Genomic DNA, 23756 nt, shown 5'->3' on the forward strand with positions numbered 1-23756 from the left:
GAGGAAAATTCAGTAGGTTAATTGTAATAAATGGATAAAAAAGAACTTGTAGATATACTACAAGTTCTTTTTTGACTTATATTTAATAACAGGGGGATAAACAGATAACATAGCTCAAACACAAAGAACGGGGAGTTCTATTTTCAGTTAACCTGACAAGTTCAGTATATAACATATAGAAGCATTTTTACGTGTACATTATTGAAAATTATGTGAATTATCAAACTGGCGAGTGAGAGTTTGTTCCATTCATTCATATTTCATAACGAAAATGGCAAAGAAGAAATGGTACGTTTTCTTCTTGTTGATTGATACACCAGAAACAAAACATCCGCGTTTAGGTGTACAACCACTTGGACATGAAGCAAGTGCATTTACGAAAAAATATGCAAGTGTAGAAAAGCAAATTCAACTTGAAATTGATGTGAGTGATCGTGACGAAGATGGAATTGCTTGTGATAAATAAAATAAAAAGAATTCGCTTAAGAGGCGGATTCTTTTTTTCTTTTAGTAGCACAAATGTATAAATGAGGTTGAATTTTTCTACATTATTCGATATTACTTTGGTTAAACACCATTGTCGTTTATTATAATAATGTGTGTTAGTAATCATATAGAGAAAGTATATAGCTTTTGAGGAAGTGTTAAAGTGAAAAGAAACTTTATCTCATTTCAAGAAGAAAAGAAAAGTGCTTTGCTCTTTTTATGGGTATTGAATATTGTATGGGTTATATATGAAATAGTTTATTCTATTATGCTAGAAGATTCTGTACCACTTATAAGATTAGATGTTCAAGTTCCAAAGCTTTTGTATACAGTTGGCTTAATAGTATGTAGCGTATATATGATGAAAAAGAAACAGGTATATCGTATTAAGTATGTATATTTGATTGCTTATATGTGTGCAGAAATTTTTAATTTGTACTGGTATGCAATCCACAATAAAGTAGCATTTGATGATGGGAATATACTTGAATTTGTTTTTATTTTATTTGTGCCAATTTTTATGAGTAAAAGATACTTACTGTGGATATTTTTGATTATTATGGGGAAATATAGTTCGTTTTTGGTCCTAGGAAAAAAAGAGGCATTTATGCCGTTGGTTATGTATAGTCTTTTATTATTTGTAACGTATTTCTTATTGAATCGATTTTTACAGTACCTTTCTGCTGTAAATAATGTAATGATAGAAAAACGAGAGTCTGAAAAGCTCGTAGTTATTGGGAAAATGGCAGCGTCTGTTGGGCATGAAATTAAAAATCCACTTTCATCATTAAGGGGATTTACACAATTGCAGAAAGAGAAATATGCAGATGATAAAGTGTATGAACATATGATTGATGAAATTGAGCATATAAACAATATGGTAAGTGAACTTATGGCAATGGCAACTTGTAAGCCTTCTACCTACAGTAATCATTTAATAGAAGAAATTGTATCAAATGCGATGAAAGAAATGAGTGCAGAAATCGACAGAAAACAGCTGTATCTAACTTATGATGTTGCACCTGATCCAATAAAAATAGATTGTGATAATCGTAAATTAAAAGAAGGATTTCTATACATAATAAAAAATGCAATTGAAGCAATGGAACATGGTGGAACACTTTGGATACGTATTAAGAAAAGAAATGAAGATCGTGTAATAGTAAGTATCGTAGATAATGGGTGTGGCGTGCAGGAAGAGAACTTAAATCGTATAACAGAAGCTTTCTATACGACAAAGACAGGTGGCATAGGTTTAGGGCTTACTGTTGCTTGTAAAATTATTGAAGAACATAATGGGGAAATACATATTACGAGTAAAAGAAACGTAGGAACGACAGTAGACATTATTTTACCTATATAAATACAAATTGAAAAACCGACATAAAACCATTCTTTTTAGGTGGAAGAGAGCATCCGACCATGCATAGAAGCGGTCAGATTCTCTGCCCCATACCAAGTGAAAACAAAGAGAGAAAACGAGTGCAGGTCACCTTTTGTTCGTCATAGCACCGGCTTATATGTTGGAAAACCAAAATGGATATATAGAAGGCAAGATTAGTAAAGTATGTGTATTGTAAATAAAGGAGTTACTACATGGACAGTGTTTATAAATTAACAAGAGAAGAGATTCGAACGTTAAAGTTGTTTTTAGGTTTATTCTTTGCGACTTTTTTTATCTATGATGTTGCATATTATTATATTATGCCTAAGCTAGAAGGGGGAAGAGATGGGGCTCCAATTCTAGAAAGAGGTTTAGGGATATGGTTGTATATTCTCATGATTATATTGGTGTTTGTGGGAATATATGTGGCGAAGCGACAGAATCCATATACTGTGAAATATATTATTTTCATAGGGTATAATCTATTAGATTTCATTCATAACTTTATCATTTACTATGGAACAGATTTAGAGTTTGATGCAGGAAATATAGTAGAAGGATTTTTCTTCCTTTTTGCACCATTCTTTGTGAATAAACGCTATTTTTGGTTAGTAGCGGTAGGGACAATAGTAAAGTATGCCCTAATGGGTGTGGTTGTGCATTCTTTTATTGTTCTCATTCCCATTGTCCTTTGTAGCTTGTTTTCCATTATAGGATGGATTGTTTTATTGAGATTCCAATCTTATATACACACAATTGAAATGACGCATAAGGAATTGCAAAAGTCGGAGAAAATGGCTGTAATCGGAAGAATGGCAACAGTTATCGGTTTTAAAATGCGTAATCCATTAAGGCTTTTAAAAGGCTTTATTAGAGGACAACAAGAAAAGTATCCTGAGGATAAAGTATATTGCGATATTATGGAACAAGAAATGGAACGAATTGATATTATAGCAAATGATTTGATGATATTAGGAAATTCAAAATCAAAAGTATATACACTTCACGATATAAAAGAGATGATTTTATATGTTGAGCGTATTATTGGCGGAACAGCAGCTCAGCAAGGAATTACAATTCATACGACTTATAGTGAAAAAATGCCTCTTATTAAATGTGATGATGTACAGCTGAAACAAGTATTTTTAAACTTAATAAAAAATGCAATTGAAGCTATGCCAAATGGTGGAACGATTACAATTCAGGTAGCTGTAAAAGAGGCTATGATCATTCGGGTCACAGATGAAGGTTGTGGCATACCAAAAGACAAAATTTCTAAGCTTAGTGAAGCTTTTTATACAACGAAAGAAGAAGGAACTGGCTTAGGGTTAATGGTTACATATAAGATTATTGAAGAGCACCAAGGGAAAATACAATTTGAGAGTGAAGTTGGAGTTGGAACTACGGTTGAGATTGCGCTCCCAATTTCACAATAAAGTAAAAAGAGAAAATTCGTTCAACAAACGAATTTTCTCTTTTTTTGATGTCATAAGCCTTACATATCATTGGGGTTCTAGTAGTCCTTAAGTTTCAAAGTTAGCAAATTGCATGAAGAAGGATTACTAACAGATTGCTTTAGGATTATATCATATAAAGTATGAAGAAATGATATGCAATATTTCATATTATAGTTTAGAATAACGTAGCCTATTGATAGGTAGATGTTTACATAGCAAAAAAGGAAGCGGTTATCTTTGTAGAAACCGCCAAGTAAGAAAGCTAGCAAAAAAATAGGAGATTCCCATAGCTAAAAAACTATTTTTTACACCCGCATACCATGATGAAGATTCATGTAGAATGATGCCCATAATTGCTATCCCAACTAATGCGCCTAATTGCCGATTTACATTTAAAGTGGCCCCCGCTATATTTCCATGTTCACGACCAGCAGTTTGCATAACAGCCGTTGTCATGGCAGGAACAGAGATACCTATTCCAAGGTTGACGATCGCATATATGATTGCTAACAACCAATAAGGTGTGTCTGGTGAAATAGAAATTAAAAGAAATGAGCCTAAGCTTGCAATAAGTAAGGAAATGAGCATCGGTAATTTGGAACCGAAGCGAGGGGCTAGCTTAGCGAATAAGAGATTCCCGATTACAAAGACAGTCATCATTGGTAATAATTCGAGTCCAGCTAGAAAAGGACTAGCGCCTCGCACATCTTGAAGAAATAAGCCGAACATAAAAATCCCACCAAACAATGCAAAGTTAATTAAAAAGCCGACGATATTTGCCGAAGAAAATTGTTGGTTATGAAATAATGAAAATGGAATAATCGGTTGCTTTGAATTACGCTCGGTAACGATAAACAAACTAGCAGCTATAATTGTACCAAGAAATCCACCTAGTATTTGTGGTGATGTCCAGCCGTAGGAAGGTCCTTCAATTAGACTGAAAGCTAGGCTAGCTACAGTAATCACACCTAATCCATGGTTGAGAAGATTTAGTTTAATTTGTTGGTGTGGTGAAGCGGAAATAACATAATAAGCCATGAAGATACCAATGATTCCAATTGGTAGATTGATGATGAAAATACTCCGCCACCCAAAAGAGTTTACGAGTACTCCTCCAACGAAAGGCCCAATTCCTGAAGCAACTGAAACGATAGCGGACCATAGACCGAACATTTTTGCGCGTTGTCTTTCATTTGGATAAGAGGCGGCAAGAAGATTAAGAGAGCTCGGCATGAAAAGTGCAGCCCCAACACCTTGCAGAATCCGTGCGGTAACAAGACTATTTGCAGATGATGCAATAGAACAGAAAAGTGAAGCAAGAACGAAACAAACGAGTCCAATTATATACATATGTTTCGCACCAAAATGATTTGCAAGTGATCCACCGATGAGGAGTAAAGATGCGAACGATAAAATGTACCCATCGACAATCCAAGTTGCGCTGGAAATTCCCATATGTAAATGATTTTGAATGTCAGCAATCGCAACATTTACGACGGTTACATCTAGAGTGGCCATAATAAATCCCATTGCGAGTGCGAGTAAAGTTATGATACTAGAAGATTTCATCTGTTTTGTTTCTACATGTGCTACTGAGTTTGTGCTCATTTCCAATCCCCCTAATAGATATTTACTAATATTTTCCTAAACACTATAATAAATAAAGTGCTTTATTTATGGAAGTACTGATTTTTTATATAGCTACTTTACTTTTGTATAGTTAAGGGGATGGATACAATGTGCGGAAAAGAAGAGCAACACATATCAAAGTGCTCCATTGAAAAAACGATGAGTGTAATCGGTGGGAAGTGGACGTTTCTCATTTTACGAGATTTATTTTATGGGCCAAAGCGATTTGCAGAATTAGAAAAATCACTAATCGGTATTAGTCCAAGAACGCTTTCATTACGTTTAAAAGAATTGGAGAATGAAAAAATTATAGAAAGAACGGTTTATTCAACAATGCCACCTCATGTGGAATATTCTTTATCAGAAAAAGGACAAACACTTCGTCCGATTTTTGATGCGATGAGAGAGTGGGGAGATTCATGGCATGTTTTAGATGGAGAAGAAGATAAAAAGAAAAGTACATCACTTGGCTGAGAGTGATGTACTTTTCTTTTATATTGTAGTTAGTTTTGTATCAAGTAAAGGAATAAAATCCTGTATGCTTTCGATAAAATAATCTGGTTGTACAGAGAACGCTTGAGATTGATAGTTTGGTAACCATTGCACACCGATTGTAAGTACGCCTGCATGTTTTCCTGCAAGTATATCTGCGTCACTATCTCCTATGAATACTGCTTGTTCTTTTGTTATGTTTAATACGTTTAAGACGTGGGCGATTCCTTCTGGATCAGGCTTTGGTTTTACGACGTCATCTCCAGTGATGATGCAATCAAATAAGGAATGTAACTCCAATGCCTCCAAAGAAATATTTAAACTTCTTCGAGCCTTTCCTGTTACGATGGCTAACTGGAATCCTCTTCGCTTTAAATCTAATAAAAGATTAGCTATTTCAATATTTTTGTCTACGTACTTATGATGTTTTTCTTTATACCATTCATAATATTTTTCAGTGGCAGCTTCTTTATGGTGAGAAATCAAATTAGAATGAATAATACCGACTTCACTTGGACCAAACATGGAAAGAATATCTGATTCGGTTAAAGTTTTATTGTCAAACTCCTGAAAAACGTTTTGAAACGAGTAATAACATAAAGGTAATGTATCGGCTAATGTTCCATCAAAATCAAGAATAATTGTACGCAGCATTTTCCCACTCCTTTAAGCATAATTGTTGGTGAAACTTTAAGGTTAAGTGAAAATAAGTCAATTTAAGTATTTTTATGTGTTATACTTAAAGTAACTTAAAATGACTTAAAAGTAAATAGAATCAGGTGATAAAATGAATCAGGATGAAAGATTAATAAGAATAACGGAGTACTTGAATGACCATAAAACAATGAGCTTGAAAATGATGTGCGAATTGTTTCATGTCTCAAGAGATACAGCACGAAGAGATATTGTGAAGCTAACAAATGAAACAGAAATTGTTCGAACACATGGTGGGGTAGCTTTACCTTCTTTTCACCAAAAAATTTCGGATTACGTAAATCGGGAAGAGAAAGATGCTGCGTATAAGCAAGCTATTGGAAAAACAGCAGCATCTTTCGTGCAAGATAATGAAATTATTTATCTTGATGTTTCCACAACTGTTAATTGTATGGCTTCGTTTTTAGAAGCAAACAATGTGACAGTTGTAACGAATTCCATTGATACAGTAAATCGTTTAGCAAATACTACTAATGTAAATATTCATATTTTAGGTGGACAATTGAATAAACAATCTCGTCACGTAACAGGATTTGCAGCTATGGAAAAGTTAAAGGATTATCATTTTGATAAAGTATTTATCGGAGCGCCTGGAATTACGGAAGAGGGTGTTTACTATGCATTTGAAGAGGACATTTATTTTAAACGTGAGTTAATCAAACAAACGAATCAAGTATTTTTACTCATTGATGCTACAAAGTTTAACCAGCGTCAAAACTTTAAAGCATTGTGGTTAGAAGCGATTGACACGATTGTTACAAATGATAACGTTCCAGAGCGTTTAAGTGATGTTGTGAAAAATCATGGTATTGAAGTCGTACTGGGAGAGTAGTACAAGAAAAAGGGGGATATGGAGATGAAGGGAATTATCTTTGATATTGATGGCACAATTTTAGATACGGAGAAGGCTGTATTGTATTCATTGCAAACAACATTGCGGAACGAAGGGATTCATTACGACTTAGAAGAGTTACGGTTTGCATTAGGAATCCCTGGAGTTGCCGCGTTACAAAAATTAAGTGTAGCGAATATAGAAAGGGTTCATGAGAAATGGATTAAGAATATGGTGGAATTTAAAAATGAAATAAAGGTTTTCGAGGGAATCGAAGAAGTGATACAAGCGGTAGCTCCATATGATATTCGAACAGGAATTGTCACTTCGAAAACAAGACAAGAATTTGTTGATGATTTTGAACCATTTGGACTACACGAACATTTTGAACATTCTATTTGTGTGGAGGATACAAACAAACATAAGCCACATCCAGAACCATTAGTAACATGCTTAAGACGATTGAATATTGATGCTAGCGAAGCAATCTATATAGGTGATTCCCTGTATGACTTACAATGTGCGAAACAAGCTGGAACAAAATTTGGTTTAGCTTTATGGGGAGCGAAAACAACAAAGGGATTTGAAGAAGCTGATCATGTTTTTCAAACCCCTCACGAGATTTTGAAGGTAGTAAAAAGAGATATGTAGATTCAGCTACATATCTCTTTTTACATGAGCTTAGTAGAAAACAGAAAACAGCTAAGACAATGAAAGAAAGTGTACGAATTCGCATTTAATACCACCATCGTTTTTGAGGTAGCAAAACAACGTCTGCGTCAAAGTTTTGTATAAACCAATCACGCAGCAATGTTTTCTTGATTAAGTATTCAGAAGCTGAATGTGATACACCAATAAGTGACATATTCGTTTCTTTCACATAATCCATAATTAATGAATATTTGTATCTGCCGTAATCATTATCGATATGACAATGAATTTCTCCAGTGATATAGGCTTCAGCGCCTTTTTCTTCTGCTTCTTTGAGAAGATCTATTTTATCACCGCATCCAGCGATAATTGCAATTTTTGTGATAGATTCATGGCGTTTCCCTTCGAAGTCTACATATGGAATATGGAAGAGTTCTTTTAGATGTTGTTCGAGGTTTCTTGTTGTTGTTTCATGTATTTCGCAAATGAGTCCACATGGTATATCTTTATCATCATAAGCAAAACCATCTACTACATCGGCCTTTAGAGCTTTAGCAATCGCAATGCTTGTTCCATATGTTTGATGATGATCCATTGGGCCATGACATGTATAAATAGAAAGGTCTTTATCTTTGAGTTCTTGTAAATAGTGCGCTGGAATCGGTACAAAGCCTCGTCCAGATTTTCCAAGAGGATCACCGCATTCCATTACAAGAGGGTGATGCATAAAAAGTAAATCACCTGGTTTCGATTGTGAGATGAATTTTTCAAGAACATCATCTGTTGGAAAGACTGCTAAAAAGACGGTATTTACAGTTTCAGCACCTTTTATCATAAGTCCGTTAAAAGTATCTACAAAGTCTGCTTCAAAAAATTGTTGCCAAGGGAATGTTATTGGATCGTATACAGCTGGAATAAAGCGGCTGAAGGCACCGTCTTTTCCGTATTTTTTGATTTGAAATAAAGAATCTAGTGAAAATTGGATTTCTTTTAAAGCTGGCATAATACATCCTCCTTTATCAAATACATTGTATAGTAGTCTTAATTTTCTGTACACAATAAATGGATAGAATTTATAAAAAGAATGGTACAATATAAGAATTATCCCGCTATTTGCGGACAGTAATACTCCCAACTCAAAATTTGGCAAAAGCATTGTCCAGCTCTAGCGGCTAGAATCTCCGGTCGTTTCGCCCCCTCGGACGAGGCAAAAAGTGCCTCTCTGTCGGGTGCTCCAACGTCCTGCGATTCTGAGCGAGCCGCTTCCGCTTTTCTAAAGAAGTTAGGTGGGAGATAAACTGCCCGTAAAAGCCCGATTGGTGAGGGCTAATAATCAGTGGGGGATGGAGAAAACCCCCACTGATTAAAGTTTCACTTTATGTAAAGAGGTAGGAGGACTATTGAATGTACGTTACTGTAACAGATGCAGCATATAAAAAGATTATGGATACGATTCCAAGTGAAGCAAAGTTTATAAAATTATTTTATGATAATGAAGGATGCGGCTGTGTGATGAGTGGAATTATTGATTTAGTGGCTGTATCAGAAAAAGATGAACGTGATGTAGAGATTGAATCAAATAAATTGCAGTTTATTGCGGATCGCACAAAGCTTGTTTTTATGGATGATAAGTTGACTGTTGATTTACATGAATCAGGGGGACATTTTCAACTAAAAAGTCCAAGCCAATTTTATAATCCAAACATGAAGCTTCATATTCGAGTGTAACTGATTAAGAAGGAGCGAATCATAAGCTCCTTTTTCTTATGAAACTTTTTATCTAATTAAATGTACATTAGATTGAATTTTCTGTATAATCTTTTGTGCGGAGGGGATACGCATGAGAAGATGGGGGATTGAATTATTACTTTTAAGTGTTGTTATTATTTGGGGTGTAAATTATACAATTGGAAAATACGGACTTGAGGAGTTTACAGCAATTGAGTTTACAGCGCTCCGGATGATTGCAGCAGGACCGCTATTATTATTACTTACATTTTATATTGAAAAGTCAGTGCATATGGAATTAAGAGATATACCGAGGCTCATTATAGTTAGTGTTGTGGGAATTGTGCTGTATCAAACGTTATTTATGGAAACCATCAAATATACATCCGCTACGAATGCTTCCTTACTCATTTCTATTTCACCTATTTTTACAACGATGTTTGCGATTTTTTTGAAACAAGAGAAGTTTTCCCAGAGAAAGTTAGTCGGTTCTATTATAGCCTGCACTGGTGCAGCGCTTGTGTTATTAGCTGAGCATTCACTTGCTGGTTCTTTTTATGGAGAAATGGAATTGGACTCATTACATCGATATGCTGGGGGCTATATCCAGTTTTAGCAGGACCACTTATCAAAAAATATTCAGCACTCCGCGTGACGGCATGGTCAGCAGTTGTTGGAGCGATTCCGCTTGTTATACTGAGCGGATGGCATACTTTTTCGTTGCCATTTCAAATTGAACAAGGGATGTCATGGTTTGCGCTATTATATTCTATTTTCTTTGTAACGGTATTCGGTTTAGTTATGTGGTATATTGGAGTTCAAAAAATTGGGGCTTCTCATACGATGGTGTATATGTATATTACGCCATTTGTTGCAGTTGTATTTGCGGCGGTATGGGCGAAGGAACATATTTCGCTGCAACAAATGATTGGCGGGTGTATTATTTTTCTCGGTTTATGGTTTGTGAAATCTGAAAAACTTGAGATGCAGTCTGCCATGTCAAAACATATATCAAAATAGGAAAACAGATCAGTTATGGTCTGCTTTCCTATTTTTTTATTTTTGGTAAAAATATAAGGAACAAAATAGCAGTAATAAGTGGAATTAAGTTGAGAAATGGTATGCGAAACAGTGCAATGAGAATAATACCCGGGAGAAGGACACCGAGGACGGCATAGAAAATACTATGTTTTGTTGTGTACCAATATAACGAGAGTCCTATAAGTGCAGGGATAATAAGGTGAATGAGAGCCATTAAAAAATAAATCATTAGAAGCCCCCTTTTTTGTGTATTTACTACATGCATGTAAATTGAAAAACTGACGTAAAACTTTTCTTTTTAGGCGGGAGAGAGGAGCCGCTCATGCATAGAAGCGGTCAGATCCTTTTTTTTCGCTCCATGCCGAGTGAAAAAAAAAGGAGAGAACGCGTGGAGGTCTCTTTTTGTTTCAAAGACCATGGTTTATATATTGGAAAATTAAAGTGGATATATATACATCATATCCATATTTTTGTAGATTGATATCACTTTTTTGTAAATCTATGAAAAAATGTTTGCAAAAACGTCACAAATTGCTCCTGCTTCCAAACTAGAAATCTTGTATAATATTATTTCTGAAAAATATTTTAACAACATAAACATAGTGGTTATGTTGTTTTTTCTTTGAATGTAACAGATAAAGTCTGATGATATGTAAATAAGATGATAATGATAAAGGAGAACTGCATGATTAGTATGTCACTAAGGTCATTTAAAATCCAAATGTATTATTTGCTAGGCGCGATGCTATTAGGATGGGCGATGACACCTTTTTCTGCTCACTTTTTAGGCGTTGGGATTGGTTTACTCGTTAGTATGTATTGTGTTTGGATTTTAGGAAGACGTATTGAAAAGCTTGGAGATAGTATTGTAAAAAAGAGTAAAGCACCAACACTTGGTATGATTAATCGGTTCGCAGCAGCGATACTAGGCGCGATTATTATGTATGAGATTGAACACCATATGGTTATGTGGGCATTTGCTGTGGGGATTATGGGTGGTTATTTCTTAATTGTTATTAATTTAGGATACTATAGCATGAAAGATGCGAAGAAATAGATAAATACAAATTGAAAACCCGGTATAAAACCTTTTCTTTTAGGTGGGAGAGAGCGTCCGACCATGGGTAGAAGCGGACAGTGCTTTTTTTCACCCCATGCCATGTGAAAACAAAGGGAGAAAGTGAGTGGGGAATCTGCTTTTGTTTCCAAAGCCGCGATTTATATGATGGAAAATCAAAGTGGATATATATAGAAAGAAGCTTACGTTTTTAGCGTAAGCTTCTTTTTTATGTAAGTATGTGTAACCTGTAAAGCCGCATGGGTTTTGTCGGTGAGTACGCGAAACTTTCAGGTTACAACATACTTATTCATATGAGTAAAGGTCATTCAGACAGTAAAGGTTCAATTAAGCGATTGGGCCGCCTAATTTGATAATGTTTTCAGAAACGTTCTCGAACTTCTTGAAGTTTTCTTTGAATTTACCTGCAAGTTCGATTGCTTTTGCTTTGTAAGCAGCTTTATCAGCCCATGTTTGTTCAGGCATTAATACTTCATCAGGTACGCCTGGTACATGAAGTGGTACTTCAAGACCGAAGACGTCATGCTTCGCTGTTTCAGCGTTATCAAGCTCGCCGTTTAATGCAGCTTGCACCATTGCACGAGTGTAACCTAAGTTCATACGTTTTCCAACGCCGTATTCGCCGCCAGTCCAGCCAGTGTTCACTAAGAATACTTTTGCATCATGTTTCTCGATCTTTTCACCAAGCATTTCAGCATAGCGAGATGCTTCAAGTGGTAAGAATGGAGAACCGAAGCAAGTTGAGAATGTCGCTTGCGGAGATGTTACGCCGCGCTCTGTTCCAGCTAGTTTACTAGTGTAACCGCTTAAGAAATGGTACATAGCTTGCTCTTTATTTAATTTACTGATTGGAGGTAATACTCCAGATGCATCAGCAGTTAAGAAGATAATTGTATTTGGATGTCCTGCAACACTTGGTACTACAATATTATCAATCGCATGAATTGGGTATGCAGCACGTGTATTTTCTGTTAATGCAGTATCATTATAATCTGCAATACGTGTTTGATTATCAATTACAACGTTCTCAAGCACTGATCCAAATGTAATTGCATCAAAAATTTGTGGCTCTTTTTCATGAGAAAGGTTAATACATTTCGCGTAGCAACCGCCTTCAATATTGAACACACCGTTATCAGACCAACCGTGCTCATCATCACCAATTAATTTACGGTGTGGGTCAGCAGATAATGTTGTTTTACCTGTTCCAGATAAACCGAAGAATAGAGCAACATCGCCTTCTTCACCTACGTTTGAAGAGCAGTGCATAGATAAAATATCTTGTTCTGGAAGTAAGAAGTTCATAATAGAGAAGATAGATTTTTTCATTTCTCCAGCGTATTCAGTACCACCGATTAATACGATGCGTTTTTCAAATGAAACCATAATAAATGCTTCAGAGTTTGTGCCGTCAATCGCTGGATCTGCTTTAAAGCTTGGTGCAGAGACAATTGTAAACTCAGCTTCATGATTTGTTAATTCTTCTTCAGTTGGACGAATAAATAATTGATGTACAAATAAATTGTGCCATGCATATTCGTTAACAACTTGCAATGGAAGACGATAGTTACGATCAGCACCAGCGAACCCTTTAAATACGAATAATTCTTCTTTTTCTTTTAAGTATTCCAATACTTTTGTGTATAATTTATTAAAATGTTCTTCAGAAATCGGTTGATTTACAGGTCCCCAAGCAATTTTGTCTGCAACCGATGCTTCTTTCACAATGAATTTATCTTTAGGAGAACGTCCTGTATATTTTCCTGTAGAAGCAGAGACGGCACCAGTAGAAGTTAATTTTCCTTCGTTTCTCATTAGTACTTTTTCCACTAATTGTGGAACGCTTAGTTGAATCTGTGCGTTGCTTCCGTTCAGTAATTCATGTAATCCAATTTGGACATTCACAGTACCCATAATTATATACCATCCTTTTCATTTTAATGAAATTTTTCTCGTAATCCCCAACGAGAGTATAACACAATTATATAAATAATGTATACTATTTATTTATTTTTGTTTGTGTGAATGTATTATTTTCCTATTAATATTTTGTTCGACACGAAATGTGAAAAACTTGTAGGAATATGTGAATATTAATTGACAAATGAATATCATTTCTTTAGTATAGGTTGGGACGGATACTCTCTTATCCCGAGCTGGCGGAGGGACAGGCCCGATGAAGCCCAGCAACCTCACTTGTAACGGTAATAAGCAAGTGAATAGGTGCTAAAACCTGTGCGAGGCGAACGGTCTCGAACGATAAGAGCGAAGGGCAAAAAGCAGTATGCAAGTAGCAAATTAAACCTTTCCTCTATAATAGGAAAGGTTTTTCTTTATACTTGTGTGGGAGAATAAATGAATGTCGCAGTTTGTGGCAAATTAAGGATGAGTTCCGTACAATATATACAATTACTGTAGGGAGGTTTACCACATGACAAAACAACGTCATCTGTTCACATCTGAGTCTGTAACTGAAGGACATCCAGATAAAATTTGTGACCAAATTTCTGATTCAATTTTAGATGCGATCTTAGCAAAAGACGCAAATGCACGTGTAGCTTGTGAAACAACAGTAACAACTGGTTTAGTATTGGTAGCGGGGGAAATTACGACTTCTACTTATGTAGATATTCCAAAAATCGTCCGTGAAACAATCCAAGGTATCGGTTATACTCGTGCAAAATACGGATTCGATGCAGAAACTTGTGCAGTTTTAACATCTATCGATGAGCAATCTGCTGACATCGCTATGGGTGTTGACCAAGCGTTAGAAGCACGTGAAGGTCAAATGACTGACGCTGAGATTGAGGCAATTGGTGCAGGAGACCAAGGGTTAATGTTTGGTTTCGCATGTAATGAAACAAAAGAATTAATGCCACTTCCAATCTCACTTGCTCACAAATTAGCTCGTCGTTTAACGGAAGTTCGTAAAGATGAAACATTAGAATATTTACGTCCAGACGGTAAAACGCAAGTTACAGTTGAGTATGATGAAAATGGTAAACCAGTACGTATCGATACAATTGTAATTTCAACGCAGCACCATCCAGAAGTTACATGGGAAGAAATCGATCGTGATTTAAAAGAACAAGTAATTAAAGCTGTCGTACCAGCAGAATTAATGGATGAAGAAACAAAATTCTTCATTAACCCAACTGGACGCTTCGTAATCGGTGGACCACAAGGTGATGCTGGTTTAACAGGACGTAAAATTATCGTTGATACTTACGGTGGATATGCTCGTCACGGCGGCGGTGCATTCTCTGGTAAGGATGCAACAAAAGTTGACCGTTCTGCAGCATACGCAGCTCGTTATGTTGCGAAAAACATCGTAGCAGCTGGCCTTGCTGAAAAAGCAGAAGTACAACTTGCATACGCAATCGGCGTAGCACAACCAGTATCAATTTCAGTTGATACATTCGGCACTGGTAAAGTATCTGAAGAAGTACTAGTAGAGCTAGTTCGTAGTAACTTCGATCTTCGCCCAGCTGGTATCATCAAAATGTTAGACTTACGTCGCCCAATTTACAAACAAACAGCAGCTTACGGACACTTCGGACGTACTGATGTAGATCTTTCATGGGAACGTACAGACAAAGCAGCAGCTTTAAAAGAGCAAGCTGGTCTATAATATAAGATGGAAAAGCTTTGCGCAAGAGCGCAAAGCTTTTTATTTGTAATTAGACTGTAGTAATGCAAAAAGTTCAATATCATGCCATTTCCCATTTCGAAATACAGCTTCTTTACACGTGCCTTCATGCTGAAAGCCGAGCTTTTTATAGAGAGAAATGGCTTTATCATTAAATGAAAATACGCGTAAGGATAAACGGTGTAAGTTTAATTCTAAAAAGGCATAGTCTAATAATAAAGTTAATGTTTCTTTTCCGTACCCTTGCCCCCAACAATCTTTCTTTCCGATATCGATAATACATTCTGCATTTCGATTATGTGAGTCAATGTTAATTAAAGATGTGATTCCGATTGGGAGGCTACCCTTTTTCTGTTCAATAATATAACTTTTAGAGGTGGAAGAGTGAATGATTTGTTTACAAAACTGCTCTGTTTCCAAAACAGAGTATGTATCAAGGTTGAGACTGGTAGTGCTCATAACTTCTATATCATTTCGCCAATGGTGATAGGTTGGAATATCACCTTCTGAAAACTTTCGTAAACGAATCCGATTTGTTTCGAACAAGTGGAAAACCTCCTTTATTTTACCTCATTACTTTGGTTCTTACATACTCCAGCACAAGAACTACAATATACTTCTCCATCAAGTTCAATATATTTTTTCATATTCGTCATTCCGCTTGGAGGGAAGGGCATATGAACCCAAGCTTTCTCATACGTTTGAATTTCTTTCCTACATGACTTGCAAAGTGTAAGCTTTTTTTGGAGCAATGGTCATCATCCTTTTTTTTGCCGCGCTTTTCCAGCGCAAAATGCACTGCATAGTAAAAAGAGTGTTGCAAATCCAATTCCGCCAATTGTTGCATTTGGTACGGCATCTTTTAAGGCAAAACCAGCGCTTATAGAAGCGGCGAATAGAAGAATAAATGTTGTTGTGAGTTTTTGGTAGAGTCCCATCTGTAAAGCCTCCTAATCATGAAATATTATTCAGTGTTTTTTTGTTTCCAAATAAAATCTAATACATATGCAATTTCGAGGGGAATAGCGGTGCTAGCTAAGTAATAACGGATGGGGCCGTTTGGCATGGAAACTTAACGTTTAAAAAAATAAATATCCAATCCATAGGCAATTATTTGAAATGAAATTAGGATAATAGGAAATAGAATCCAAGGTATACGCCTTTTAAATTATAAAAAAGGTAGAGAGTGGGTTATAAAAAACTCCCTTTTTATGGTTATGCATACTGATATTGTATCATGATGTTTTAGTCATTCACTAGATAATTATGTAAATGTGATGTACTTCATATTTAATAGAGATTGCATACGATATGATAAAATGAAAAGTAGTCCATTAAAAGGGGAGAATAAAAATGAGCGTAATAGAACACAAAAAACAAGCACCGGCAGAAGTGCGCTGTAAAATTATTACGGTCTCTGATACACGTACAGAAGAGACAGATAAGAGCGGTAAGCTATTAAAAGAATTATTATTAGAAGCAGGACACACGGTAACTGCTTATGAAATTGTAAAAGATGATAAAGAAAGTATTAGACAGGCTGTATTAAGTGGATATCATAAAGACGATGTCGATGTGGTGTTAACAAGTGGAGGAACAGGTATTACAAAGCGTGATGTGACGATTGAAGCCGTTTCAGCATTGTTAGATAAAGAAATCGTTGGTTTTGGTGAATTGTTTCGGATGATTAGTTATTTAGAAGATATCGGAAGCGCGGCGATGTTAAGTAGAGCAATTGGCGGAACAATTGGAAGAAAAGTTATCTTTTCAATGCCAGGTTCTAGCGGGGCAGTTCGCCTTGCGATGAACAAATTAATTTTACCAGAGCTAGGTCATATTACATTTGAGCTGCATCGTCAATGAAAAAAATAGCTGGAATTGTATTAGCGGGTGGTATGTCGAGACGCTTTGGTGGGCCAAAAGCATTGGCAAGCTGGCAAGGACATACTTTTATCGAGCATATCGTTCAAGTGATGCAGACTACCGTGCAAGATGTAGTTGTGATTAGTCATCCTGATATAAAAGAAAGGATCGTTACTTTAGTAGACGTTCCTGTTATAGAAGATATTCCTTCCTATAAAGGAGAGGGACCGCTTGCTGGGATTGTATCGGGGATGGCGTATATAGAGGCGGAGTGGTATATCATTTCGCCTTGTGATACGCCGAATCTTTCAAATGAGTGGATTACAGCATTAGTAGGACAAATAAGTGGTGAATATGGGGCAATTGTTCCGGTCATTGATGGAAGAAAGCAGCCACTATTAGCGGCGTATCATTATAGTATAAAAGAAAAAATATACACATTGTTAAACGAAGAAAAACGAAGTATGGGACAACTTTTATCACAGTGTAACGTAAAATATGTGATGGAAGAAGAATGGAATGTAGCGAAAGAATTGTTTATGAATGTAAATACACAAGAGGAATATTTGCGGTTACTTAAAGAGAAAAAGACCAAAAAGGTATGACGTTATAGAGTCATACCTTTTTCTTTTATGAGTATTATGGATGAGTTGAACTTTCCTATTACGCAAGTAGTTCAGCATTATTTTGCTGAAGCACTTCTTCATATTGCATATATAAACCGTGAAAAATCTCATCCCAGCTTTGTGTAGCAGCATAGGCACAAGCAGCTATGCTCATTTGTTTACGCATTTCATCGTTATTTAGTAACTGATAAATAGATGATAAAAATGATTCCGTTTTTTTAGGTCCACAAAGAAAACCTGTTTTTCCATCTGTAATAATATTTTTTACTCCGCCGGAATTTGCACCAATTACTGGTGTACCACATGCGAGCGATTCGAGTACGACATTGCCAAACGTTTCTGTGGCCGATGGAAATACCATAAGGTCAGAGCATGCATAAGCTTCTGCTAAGTTTTCCCCTTGTAAATATCCTGTAAAGGTCACGTTAGTTGTTGGTGTAGTTTCACGTAGTTCTTCGGCAAAGGGACCGTCTCCAGCAATAAGCCAATGAATATCACCTTTTCGTTCTTTTAGTGTTGTGTGAATGAGTGTACGAAGTGTTTCAATATCTTTTTCAGGGGCAATGCGTCCGACGTAGGAAAGAATGTATGGAGCAGTAATATTATATTTTTTTCGGAATACGTCTTTATTGTAAGCCGTATGGAAGAGTAAACGATCTACTCCGCGTCCCCAAATATATAAATTTTGAAATCCTTTTTTGGCTAATTGCTGTAATGTTTCGGGAGAAGGGACAAAGTTTTTTTGCATATGGCTATGAAACCACTTTAAATAATTCCATAGCATATTGGAGAAAAATTCAATTTTATAATATTGCAAGTAAGCGTCAAAGTCTGTGTGATAGGAACCGACAAGAGGAATGTTTAATTTTTTCACGTAATACATGCCACATAGCCCCATATTAAAGGGAGTAGCAATATGAATGATGTCAGGTCTAAAGCTAAGAAGTTCCCGCTTAATGCGCGGGGTAGGAAAAGCAATTCGACATTCTGGATATAATATTTTCAGCGGGATACTTCTCATCTTATTCACATTGGCTACGAAGTCATCTTCTGCTGTATGCTGCGGTGCAAATACGGAATAGGAAATATTTTGTTTTTGAAAATAACGGATCAAACGATCTAATGTTTTTGCTACACCGTTTACTTGCGGTGTAAATGTATCAGTAAATATGGCGACTCTCATCCAATCTCTCCTTTACATGAAAAGTGGAATGAATTGATAAAAAGAGATGATGCCAGAACATGTGCCAAGGCACATACCTACAAATACATCTGATGGATAATGAAGCCCGAGATAGATGCGGGAAATTCCTACAATCATTGCTAATGGAAGTAAAAAGACTGCTAAGTTTGGATCATAACAAATAAATGGAACGGCAACTGAAAAAACAGCTGTTGTATGACCGGACGGAAATGAATGATCCTGTAATGGATGTAATGGGTATTTTGCATCTTGAATTGTTAAATAAGGCCGTTTACGTGGGTACCATCTTTTTAATATTTGCACAGGGATATGACTAATTGCTAATGAAAGAGCTACTGCAATTGCGACAGTGTGCAGAAGTCCTTTTGAAAAGATAAGAAAGCATAACGTGAGTGAGATGGAAAAGATTGCACCACCGATATGTGTAATCGTGCGGAAAAAGATATTTAATGTTTTTTGATCAAAGTAACGGTTAATTCTTTTGAAAATGTAACATTCTATTTTGTATAAGGAGCTGACCTTCATGAAAACTCTCCCCTTCATTTACATATATATTCAGATGATATCTTTTATTTTAATAAGATTTTATTGAGGGAATAATAAGATTTTGTAAAGAAAACGTTAGAGTTTTAATGAAAAAAGCTGCCATTGTAGTGGCAGCAAGTAACGGCTATTTTTGCAGTGACTTATAGTATTGTCCTTTTTCAACATACTGTTTGCGAATGCGTTCCATATCTTTTCGATCTTCATCTGTTAATTCACGAATGACTTTCGCCGGACGACCGAAAGCGAGTGTGTTAGGTGGAATTTTCTTTCCTTGTGAAACTAAGCTACCAGCACCAATGAATGCACCTTCGCCAATTTCAGCGCCGTCTAAAATAATGGATCCCATCCCGATTAAAGCATCTTTTTTTAAAGTACAGCTATGTAAAATAACTTGATGTCCAACGGTAACATCGTCTTCTAAAATAAGGGGGTACTGTGGACTTTGGTGAAGCGTACATTGATCTTGTACATTTACTCTGTTTCCAATGATTGTTGGAGACACATCACCGCGAATAACCGTATTAAACCAAATGCTTGATTCTTCGCCAATTGTAACATCACCTGTAATCGTAACGTAGTCAGCGATAAAAGCACTACTCGCAATTTTCGGATTTTTATCTTTATAAGGATATATCATGTAAAGCCTTCCTTTCCTAGAAACTAGTTTTAGTGTATCAAATTACGGAAAAGAGTGAAATGGAGGAGTTTCGTATGTGGAATTATGAAGCGGAAGCAGCCAAAGCCGTAATCGTGATTGTGCACGGTGCAATGGAATATCACGGACGTTATGAGGCGCTAGCAGAAATGTGGACTCATTTCGGGTATCATGTTGTTATGGGGGATCTTCCAGCTCATGGAACAACTTCAAGAAATAGAGGACATATTGAATCATTTGATGAATACATAGAAGAAATAAAATTATGGGTGAAAGAAGCAAGAAAATATCGGCTCCCTATTTTTTTATTTGGACATAGTATGGGTGGTCTTATTGTCATTCGAATGATGGAAGAAACGAAGAGAGAAGATATAGATGGAATTATATTGAGCTCACCATGCTTAGGTGTTTTAGCGGTCCCTGCTGCTCCGCTTCGAGCTGCTTCAAAGTTGTTAAATATTTTTACGCCAAAACTCCAATTTCCCACAAATCTTACAGTCGAAATGTCAACGCGAAATAAAGAAGTTCGTGATGCAATGGAAAATGATTCGTTGTTCTTGCGCAAGGTGTCAGTTCGTTGGTATAGTGAATTGATAAAATCTATTGAGATTGCTCATGAAAAAATAGATGAGTTTCCAGACGTTCCGCTCTTGCTAATGCAGGCGTGTGAGGATAAACTTGTAGATAAAACACGTGTCCGTAAATGGTTTGATCGGTTGAAAATAAGTGATAAAGCATATAAAGAATGGCCGAATTGTTATCATGAGCTATTGAATGAGTATGAGAAAGATGAAATTTTTAGTTATGCCAAAGCATTTATGGAAACACATTTAAATAATATAATACAAACAAATAAATAATGATTTGTACATTTAATAGAGGAGATGAAGGAAGAAGTGAACGTACCGAGTAATCCCATAACGCTCATGGCGAAAGTATACCGTGATGTGTTTCCGGTTGTACACCATGAGCTAGCGATGTGGAAAGAGCGTGCCTACCATATTCCAAATGATGAGCTTCATAATCAGGCAATTGCAAGTATTGAACATAAAACGTTTCATTGTGAAGGCGGTGGTATTTTAGCGCTGCTTGCAAATGAAAACCGTGAGGAATGTATTCGTTTTATTGTGGCGTATCAGACGATTAGTGATTACTTAGATAACTTATGTGATCGTAGTACATCGCTTGATCCGAATGATTTTGCTGCACTACATGAATCAATGCTGACTGCATTAACACCAGAGAGTGAAGGAAGTAATTACTATCGTTATCGAGATGATCAAGATGATGGTGGTTATTTAGATGAGCTTGTCGCAACATGCCAAGATGTACTAAGAAAAACAAAGCATTATGAAAAGATTGCACCAATTCTTCACGAGCTTGCTTGTTATTATTGTGATTTGCAAATTCATAAGCATGTGGAACTAGAAGAGCGAGAACCACGCTTGCAAACATGGTTTGAAGCTCATAAGGAAAACGTACCACCGATGAGCTGGTTTGAATTTTCCGCATGTGCAGGATCAACACTTGGAATCTTTTGTCTCGTGGCGTATGCGTTTCATGATGAATTACTTGATGAAGATATTGCGAAGATTAAGCAAGGTTATTTCCCATATGTACAAGGGCTTCATATTTTACTTGATTATTTTATTGATCAAGAAGAAGATCGCATTGGCGGAGACTTAAATTTCTGTAGTTATTATGAAAATGAACAAGTTATATTAGAGCGAATGAAGCATTTTGTAAAAGAAGCAGAAAGAAATATTGGCGACTTACCACATGCGAAGTTTCATCGCCTTATTAGTCGCGGTCTCCTTGGAATTTATTTATCTGATCAAAAGGTATCAGAGCAAAAGAATATGCAGCAAATGGCACGGCGCATTGTGAAATATGGTGGATTCACTTCACGATTCTTCTATTGGAACGGGAAGATGTACCGAAAGAAAATGGCGCAGTGATAGGGGAGACCACTCTTTTTAGGAGTGGTCTTCTTTACTATGTATAGTATTAAGGTTGAAGAAAAAAGTATTTTGTAAAATAATGAAAGTAAATGGGATTGAACTGGTCAACATCCTGTTCTTTTTGTATGTAGCAATAATCTTGGATATTGAAAATTAAATCTGTTACTCATTTAGCCTGCTATTTGCGGGCTGATTAAATTTTCACTTTATCTATCCCCATAGGAGGTCAAATACGCTATGAAAACAGAAAGAATGTTTTCTATACTTATCTATTTATTGAAAAAAGATATAGTTTCTGCTGAGGAATTAGCTAATAGATTTGAAGTGAGTAAGAGGACAATCTATCGAGATATAGATGCTTTATCAGCAATTGGTATCCCTATTATTTCTTATTTAGGAAAGAACGGTGGCTTTACTTTAATTGATAACTATCAACTAGATAAATTTACATTTAATGAAGAGGAAAAGAAGTTTTTACTAGAAGGTTTAACATTAAAAAATGAACTGTTTGATAATGATCAATTATTAATTTTACAAAAAAAATTAGAGCTGTTGAAAGAGAATAAAGAAGAGCATCACTCCAATATCACAATATCATCATCTACGTTACACCGAGAAACGATAGAAGAAGAAACAAAAGTAAAGATCAGAAAAATACTGTCTGTAATTAATGAAGGAAATAAAATCCGTATTTCCTATGTGTCACAAACAGCGAATATATCTAGTCGAATGATTCAGCCTTTAAAACTAAATTTTATGAATGGTAGTTGGTATTTAGAAGCCTTTTGCGAATATAGAAAAGCTTTGAGATTATTTAAATTGACTAGAATAAGAAGTATGGAAATCATACATGACAATACTAGAACGCCCTATACTGAGAAAAATGAGTACGTAACGAATAAGTCAGCTAAAGTAGAGAGGATTATATTATTATTCTCAAAAAGTGAACTTGGGAAATTATATGACTTCTTTACTGATGATGAAATAGAGGTTCTTGAAGATGGGGAGTTAAAAGTAACTTTTCAATATGATAGCAATAAAAATATATTGCCATTTCTCTTGATGTTTGGGAGGCATGTAAAAATACTAGAACCCTTATGGTTAAAAAATAAATATAGAGATGAAATTGAATATATTTATAAAAGCTGACAGACTGTTGTCATATTATGAATGTTATACTTTCCTTATTAATGAGTAGGGGGCGTATATATGAATACAGCAGTTACTGAGAAACATATTTACGGAAAGAAAGTAAGAACAAATAATCAAAATACAGATGCTATACTTAATCTGTGGGAAGAGTTTCTTCGTTTAAATTTAAAAGGTGACATATATGGTGTGTATAATAATTATGAAAGTGATTTTACAGGTGATTATGATTTACATATCGGTACTGAAGAAAAATTTACTGATGAAAGTAATGTTATCATTCCAACGGGTAACTACCATGTTGTAGAAGTAGATCATACGGATCCAAAAGGTGTCTTTAACGCTTGGGTGGATATTTGGAATAGCGATATCAAAAGAGCATATAAAACTGATTTTGAATTTTATTCTAAAGATGGAAGTATAAAAATATTTCTGTCGGTTGAATAATAAGATTAATTGTTAGTGTAAATCAATTTATAAGCAAAATACCCGGTTCCTTAACATAAGAGGAACCGGGCGTTTTGTGTCTAAATATTATTATTTCTTATACGGTAGCAACTTTCATTGGTTTTCTTCTCATATACTATGGCGGGAATTGGCTTGTAAGTTAT

26 protein-coding genes, 1 pseudogene and 1 riboswitch are annotated in these 23756 nt (G+C 35.8%); of the genes and pseudogenes, 16 read left to right on the forward strand and 11 right to left on the reverse strand.

Annotation, left to right across the window (positions count from 1 at the left end):
- Positions 1–271: 271 nt before the first annotated feature.
- The 3 genes from Y7E_RS0123925 (at position 272) to Y7E_RS0123935 (ending at position 3306) form a co-directional block, all read left to right on the forward strand.
- The gene (locus Y7E_RS0123925; protein ID WP_017153742.1) at positions 272–466 is read left to right on the forward strand and encodes a thermonuclease family protein; all 195 of its coding nucleotides are present in this window, start codon (positions 272–274) and stop codon (positions 464–466) included.
- A gap of 183 nt (positions 467–649) precedes the next feature.
- Positions 650–1849 carry an ATP-binding protein gene (locus Y7E_RS0123930; protein WP_017153743.1) on the forward strand — a complete coding sequence of 400 codons (1200 nt, stop codon included), beginning with the start codon at positions 650–652 and terminating at the stop codon, positions 1847–1849.
- A gap of 233 nt (positions 1850–2082) precedes the next feature.
- The gene (locus Y7E_RS0123935) at positions 2083–3306 is read left to right on the forward strand and encodes an ATP-binding protein (protein ID WP_017153744.1); all 1224 of its coding nucleotides are present in this window, start codon (positions 2083–2085) and stop codon (positions 3304–3306) included.
- Between the two features lie 252 nt (positions 3307–3558).
- Here the strand turns inward: Y7E_RS0123935 and Y7E_RS0123940 are convergent, their stop codons facing one another.
- Positions 3559–4935 (reverse strand): MFS transporter, encoded by a 1377-nt coding sequence (locus Y7E_RS0123940; RefSeq protein ID WP_017153745.1) that lies wholly within the window; start codon positions 4933–4935, stop codon positions 3559–3561.
- A gap of 129 nt (positions 4936–5064) precedes the next feature.
- Here Y7E_RS0123940 and Y7E_RS0123945 point away from each other — a divergent pair, with 129 nt between their 5' ends.
- The gene (locus Y7E_RS0123945; RefSeq protein ID WP_017153746.1) at positions 5065–5430 is read left to right on the forward strand and encodes a winged helix-turn-helix transcriptional regulator; all 366 of its coding nucleotides are present in this window, start codon (positions 5065–5067) and stop codon (positions 5428–5430) included.
- Between the two features lie 18 nt (positions 5431–5448).
- On the opposite strand, the gene Y7E_RS0123950 is transcribed toward Y7E_RS0123945, so the two are convergent.
- On the reverse strand, positions 5449–6102 hold the full coding sequence (locus Y7E_RS0123950; protein WP_017153747.1) for an HAD family hydrolase: 654 nt from the start codon (positions 6100–6102) through the stop codon (positions 5449–5451).
- A 133-nt stretch (positions 6103–6235) separates the two neighbouring features.
- On the opposite strand from Y7E_RS0123950, the gene Y7E_RS0123955 reads away from it, so the two are divergent.
- Entirely contained in the window at positions 6236–6994 is a 759-nt protein-coding gene (locus Y7E_RS0123955; protein ID WP_017153748.1) for a DeoR/GlpR family DNA-binding transcription regulator, read from the forward strand.
- Between the two features lie 24 nt (positions 6995–7018).
- On the forward strand, positions 7019–7645 hold the full coding sequence (locus tag Y7E_RS0123960; RefSeq protein WP_017153749.1) for an HAD family hydrolase: 627 nt from the start codon (positions 7019–7021) through the stop codon (positions 7643–7645).
- Between the two features lie 85 nt (positions 7646–7730).
- Here the strand turns inward: Y7E_RS0123960 and Y7E_RS0123965 are convergent, their stop codons facing one another.
- Positions 7731–8648 carry a Nif3-like dinuclear metal center hexameric protein gene (locus tag Y7E_RS0123965; RefSeq protein ID WP_017153750.1) on the reverse strand — a complete coding sequence of 306 codons (918 nt, stop codon included), beginning with the start codon at positions 8646–8648 and terminating at the stop codon, positions 7731–7733.
- A gap of 401 nt (positions 8649–9049) precedes the next feature.
- Here Y7E_RS0123965 and Y7E_RS0123970 point away from each other — a divergent pair, with 401 nt between their 5' ends.
- Complete coding sequence (locus Y7E_RS0123970; RefSeq protein ID WP_017153751.1) at positions 9050–9373, forward strand: iron-sulfur cluster biosynthesis family protein; 324 nt, start codon at positions 9050–9052, stop codon at positions 9371–9373.
- Positions 9374–9485: 112 nt separating this feature from the next.
- Positions 9486–10393 (forward strand): annotated as a pseudogene (locus Y7E_RS30305) (DMT family transporter).
- A gap of 28 nt (positions 10394–10421) precedes the next feature.
- Here the strand turns inward: Y7E_RS30305 and Y7E_RS0123980 are convergent.
- Positions 10422–10643 (reverse strand): hypothetical protein, encoded by a 222-nt coding sequence (locus Y7E_RS0123980; RefSeq protein ID WP_017153752.1) that lies wholly within the window; start codon positions 10641–10643, stop codon positions 10422–10424.
- Between the two features lie 456 nt (positions 10644–11099).
- Between Y7E_RS0123980 and Y7E_RS0123990 the strand changes: the two genes are divergently transcribed.
- Positions 11100–11471, forward strand: a complete 372-nt coding sequence (locus tag Y7E_RS0123990) for an ATP synthase subunit I (RefSeq protein WP_017153754.1) — start codon at positions 11100–11102, stop codon at positions 11469–11471.
- 348 nt (positions 11472–11819) lie between these two features.
- Here Y7E_RS0123990 and pckA read toward each other — a convergent pair whose 3' ends face one another.
- On the reverse strand, positions 11820–13406 hold the full coding sequence (pckA, locus tag Y7E_RS0123995) for a phosphoenolpyruvate carboxykinase (ATP) (RefSeq protein ID WP_017153755.1): 1587 nt from the start codon (positions 13404–13406) through the stop codon (positions 11820–11822).
- A 229-nt stretch (positions 13407–13635) separates the two neighbouring features.
- A riboswitch (SAM riboswitch) is annotated at positions 13636–13758 on the forward strand.
- 165 nt (positions 13759–13923) lie between these two features.
- Between pckA and metK the strand changes: the two genes are divergently transcribed.
- Complete coding sequence (gene metK, locus Y7E_RS0124000) at positions 13924–15123, forward strand: methionine adenosyltransferase (protein ID WP_017153756.1); 1200 nt, start codon at positions 13924–13926, stop codon at positions 15121–15123.
- Between the two features lie 39 nt (positions 15124–15162).
- Here the strand turns inward: metK and Y7E_RS0124005 are convergent, their stop codons facing one another.
- Genes Y7E_RS0124005 through Y7E_RS0124015 form a run of 3 tightly spaced genes read right to left on the reverse strand, consistent with a single transcriptional unit; the run spans position 15163 to position 16079 of the window.
- Complete coding sequence (locus Y7E_RS0124005; protein WP_017153757.1) at positions 15163–15687, reverse strand: GNAT family N-acetyltransferase; 525 nt, start codon at positions 15685–15687, stop codon at positions 15163–15165.
- Between the two features lie 14 nt (positions 15688–15701).
- Complete coding sequence (locus Y7E_RS34585; RefSeq protein WP_017153758.1) at positions 15702–15893, reverse strand: hypothetical protein; 192 nt, start codon at positions 15891–15893, stop codon at positions 15702–15704.
- Positions 15894–15899: 6 nt separating this feature from the next.
- Positions 15900–16079 (reverse strand): hypothetical protein, encoded by a 180-nt coding sequence (locus tag Y7E_RS0124015; RefSeq protein WP_017153759.1) that lies wholly within the window; start codon positions 16077–16079, stop codon positions 15900–15902.
- A gap of 415 nt (positions 16080–16494) precedes the next feature.
- Here Y7E_RS0124015 and Y7E_RS0124020 point away from each other — a divergent pair, with 415 nt between their 5' ends.
- Entirely contained in the window at positions 16495–17004 is a 510-nt protein-coding gene (locus Y7E_RS0124020; protein ID WP_017153760.1) for a MogA/MoaB family molybdenum cofactor biosynthesis protein, read from the forward strand.
- Positions 17001–17609 (forward strand): molybdenum cofactor guanylyltransferase, encoded by a 609-nt coding sequence (locus Y7E_RS0124025; protein WP_017153761.1) that lies wholly within the window; start codon positions 17001–17003, stop codon positions 17607–17609. Before Y7E_RS0124020 ends, Y7E_RS0124025 begins: the two co-directional genes overlap by 4 nt.
- Before the next feature lie 58 nt (positions 17610–17667).
- Here Y7E_RS0124025 and Y7E_RS0124030 read toward each other — a convergent pair whose 3' ends face one another.
- The 3 genes from Y7E_RS0124030 to Y7E_RS0124040 form a co-directional block, all read right to left on the reverse strand.
- Positions 17668–18813 (reverse strand): glycosyltransferase family 4 protein, encoded by a 1146-nt coding sequence (locus Y7E_RS0124030; RefSeq protein ID WP_017153762.1) that lies wholly within the window; start codon positions 18811–18813, stop codon positions 17668–17670.
- Positions 18814–18825: 12 nt separating this feature from the next.
- Positions 18826–19359, reverse strand: coding sequence for a phosphatase PAP2 family protein (locus Y7E_RS0124035; protein WP_017153763.1), 534 nt, complete (start codon positions 19357–19359; stop codon positions 18826–18828).
- A gap of 145 nt (positions 19360–19504) precedes the next feature.
- Positions 19505–20017, reverse strand: a complete 513-nt coding sequence (locus tag Y7E_RS0124040) for a gamma carbonic anhydrase (RefSeq protein ID WP_017153764.1) — start codon at positions 20015–20017, stop codon at positions 19505–19507.
- Between the two features lie 74 nt (positions 20018–20091).
- On the opposite strand from Y7E_RS0124040, the gene Y7E_RS0124045 reads away from it, so the two are divergent.
- The 4 genes from Y7E_RS0124045 (at position 20092) to Y7E_RS0124060 (ending at position 23592) form a co-directional block, all read left to right on the forward strand.
- Positions 20092–20895: an alpha/beta hydrolase gene (locus Y7E_RS0124045; protein WP_017153765.1), complete on the forward strand. Its 804-nt coding sequence runs from the start codon at positions 20092–20094 to the stop codon at positions 20893–20895.
- A gap of 36 nt (positions 20896–20931) precedes the next feature.
- A complete protein-coding gene (locus Y7E_RS0124050) occupies positions 20932–21993 on the forward strand; it encodes a tetraprenyl-beta-curcumene synthase family protein (protein WP_017153766.1) in 1062 nt (353 codons plus the stop codon).
- A 240-nt stretch (positions 21994–22233) separates the two neighbouring features.
- Complete coding sequence (locus Y7E_RS0124055) at positions 22234–23145, forward strand: helix-turn-helix transcriptional regulator (protein ID WP_017153767.1); 912 nt, start codon at positions 22234–22236, stop codon at positions 23143–23145.
- Between the two features lie 60 nt (positions 23146–23205).
- A complete protein-coding gene (locus tag Y7E_RS0124060; protein ID WP_017153768.1) occupies positions 23206–23592 on the forward strand; it encodes a GyrI-like domain-containing protein in 387 nt (128 codons plus the stop codon).
- The last annotated feature ends 164 nt before the right edge of the window (positions 23593–23756 follow it).

Source organism: Bacillus bingmayongensis (assembly GCF_000299035.1).
GTDB classification, from domain to species: Bacteria; Bacillota; Bacilli; order Bacillales; family Bacillaceae_G; genus Bacillus_A; species Bacillus_A bingmayongensis.

Coding starts and splice junctions, on each gene's coding strand:
- Y7E_RS0124030 (WP_017153762.1), bottom strand. CDS start 18,813: ATGAGAGTCGCCATATTTACTGATACATTTACACCGCAAGTAAACGGT.
- Y7E_RS0123945 (WP_017153746.1), top strand. CDS start 5,065: ATGTGCGGAAAAGAAGAGCAACACATATCAAAGTGCTCCATTGAAAAA.
- Y7E_RS0124040 (WP_017153764.1), bottom strand. CDS start 20,017: ATGATATATCCTTATAAAGATAAAAATCCGAAAATTGCGAGTAGTGCT.
- Y7E_RS0123960 (WP_017153749.1), top strand. CDS start 7,019: ATGAAGGGAATTATCTTTGATATTGATGGCACAATTTTAGATACGGAG.
- Y7E_RS0123940 (WP_017153745.1), bottom strand. CDS start 4,935: ATGAGCACAAACTCAGTAGCACATGTAGAAACAAAACAGATGAAATCT.
- metK (WP_017153756.1), top strand. CDS start 13,924: ATGACAAAACAACGTCATCTGTTCACATCTGAGTCTGTAACTGAAGGA.
- Y7E_RS0123980 (WP_017153752.1), bottom strand. CDS start 10,643: ATGATTTATTTTTTAATGGCTCTCATTCACCTTATTATCCCTGCACTT.
- pckA (WP_017153755.1), bottom strand. CDS start 13,406: ATGGGTACTGTGAATGTCCAAATTGGATTACATGAATTACTGAACGGA.
- Y7E_RS0124035 (WP_017153763.1), bottom strand. CDS start 19,359: ATGAAGGTCAGCTCCTTATACAAAATAGAATGTTACATTTTCAAAAGA.
- Y7E_RS0123990 (WP_017153754.1), top strand. CDS start 11,100: ATGATTAGTATGTCACTAAGGTCATTTAAAATCCAAATGTATTATTTG.
- Y7E_RS0123925 (WP_017153742.1), top strand. CDS start 272: ATGGCAAAGAAGAAATGGTACGTTTTCTTCTTGTTGATTGATACACCA.
- Y7E_RS0124025 (WP_017153761.1), top strand. CDS start 17,001: ATGAAAAAAATAGCTGGAATTGTATTAGCGGGTGGTATGTCGAGACGC.
- Y7E_RS0123970 (WP_017153751.1), top strand. CDS start 9,050: ATGTACGTTACTGTAACAGATGCAGCATATAAAAAGATTATGGATACG.
- Y7E_RS0124045 (WP_017153765.1), top strand. CDS start 20,092: ATGTGGAATTATGAAGCGGAAGCAGCCAAAGCCGTAATCGTGATTGTG.
- Y7E_RS0123955 (WP_017153748.1), top strand. CDS start 6,236: ATGAATCAGGATGAAAGATTAATAAGAATAACGGAGTACTTGAATGAC.
- Y7E_RS0124055 (WP_017153767.1), top strand. CDS start 22,234: ATGAAAACAGAAAGAATGTTTTCTATACTTATCTATTTATTGAAAAAA.
- Y7E_RS0124060 (WP_017153768.1), top strand. CDS start 23,206: ATGAATACAGCAGTTACTGAGAAACATATTTACGGAAAGAAAGTAAGA.
- Y7E_RS0123950 (WP_017153747.1), bottom strand. CDS start 6,102: ATGCTGCGTACAATTATTCTTGATTTTGATGGAACATTAGCCGATACA.
- Y7E_RS0123965 (WP_017153750.1), bottom strand. CDS start 8,648: ATGCCAGCTTTAAAAGAAATCCAATTTTCACTAGATTCTTTATTTCAA.
- Y7E_RS0124020 (WP_017153760.1), top strand. CDS start 16,495: ATGAGCGTAATAGAACACAAAAAACAAGCACCGGCAGAAGTGCGCTGT.
- Y7E_RS0123935 (WP_017153744.1), top strand. CDS start 2,083: ATGGACAGTGTTTATAAATTAACAAGAGAAGAGATTCGAACGTTAAAG.
- Y7E_RS0124015 (WP_017153759.1), bottom strand. CDS start 16,079: ATGGGACTCTACCAAAAACTCACAACAACATTTATTCTTCTATTCGCC.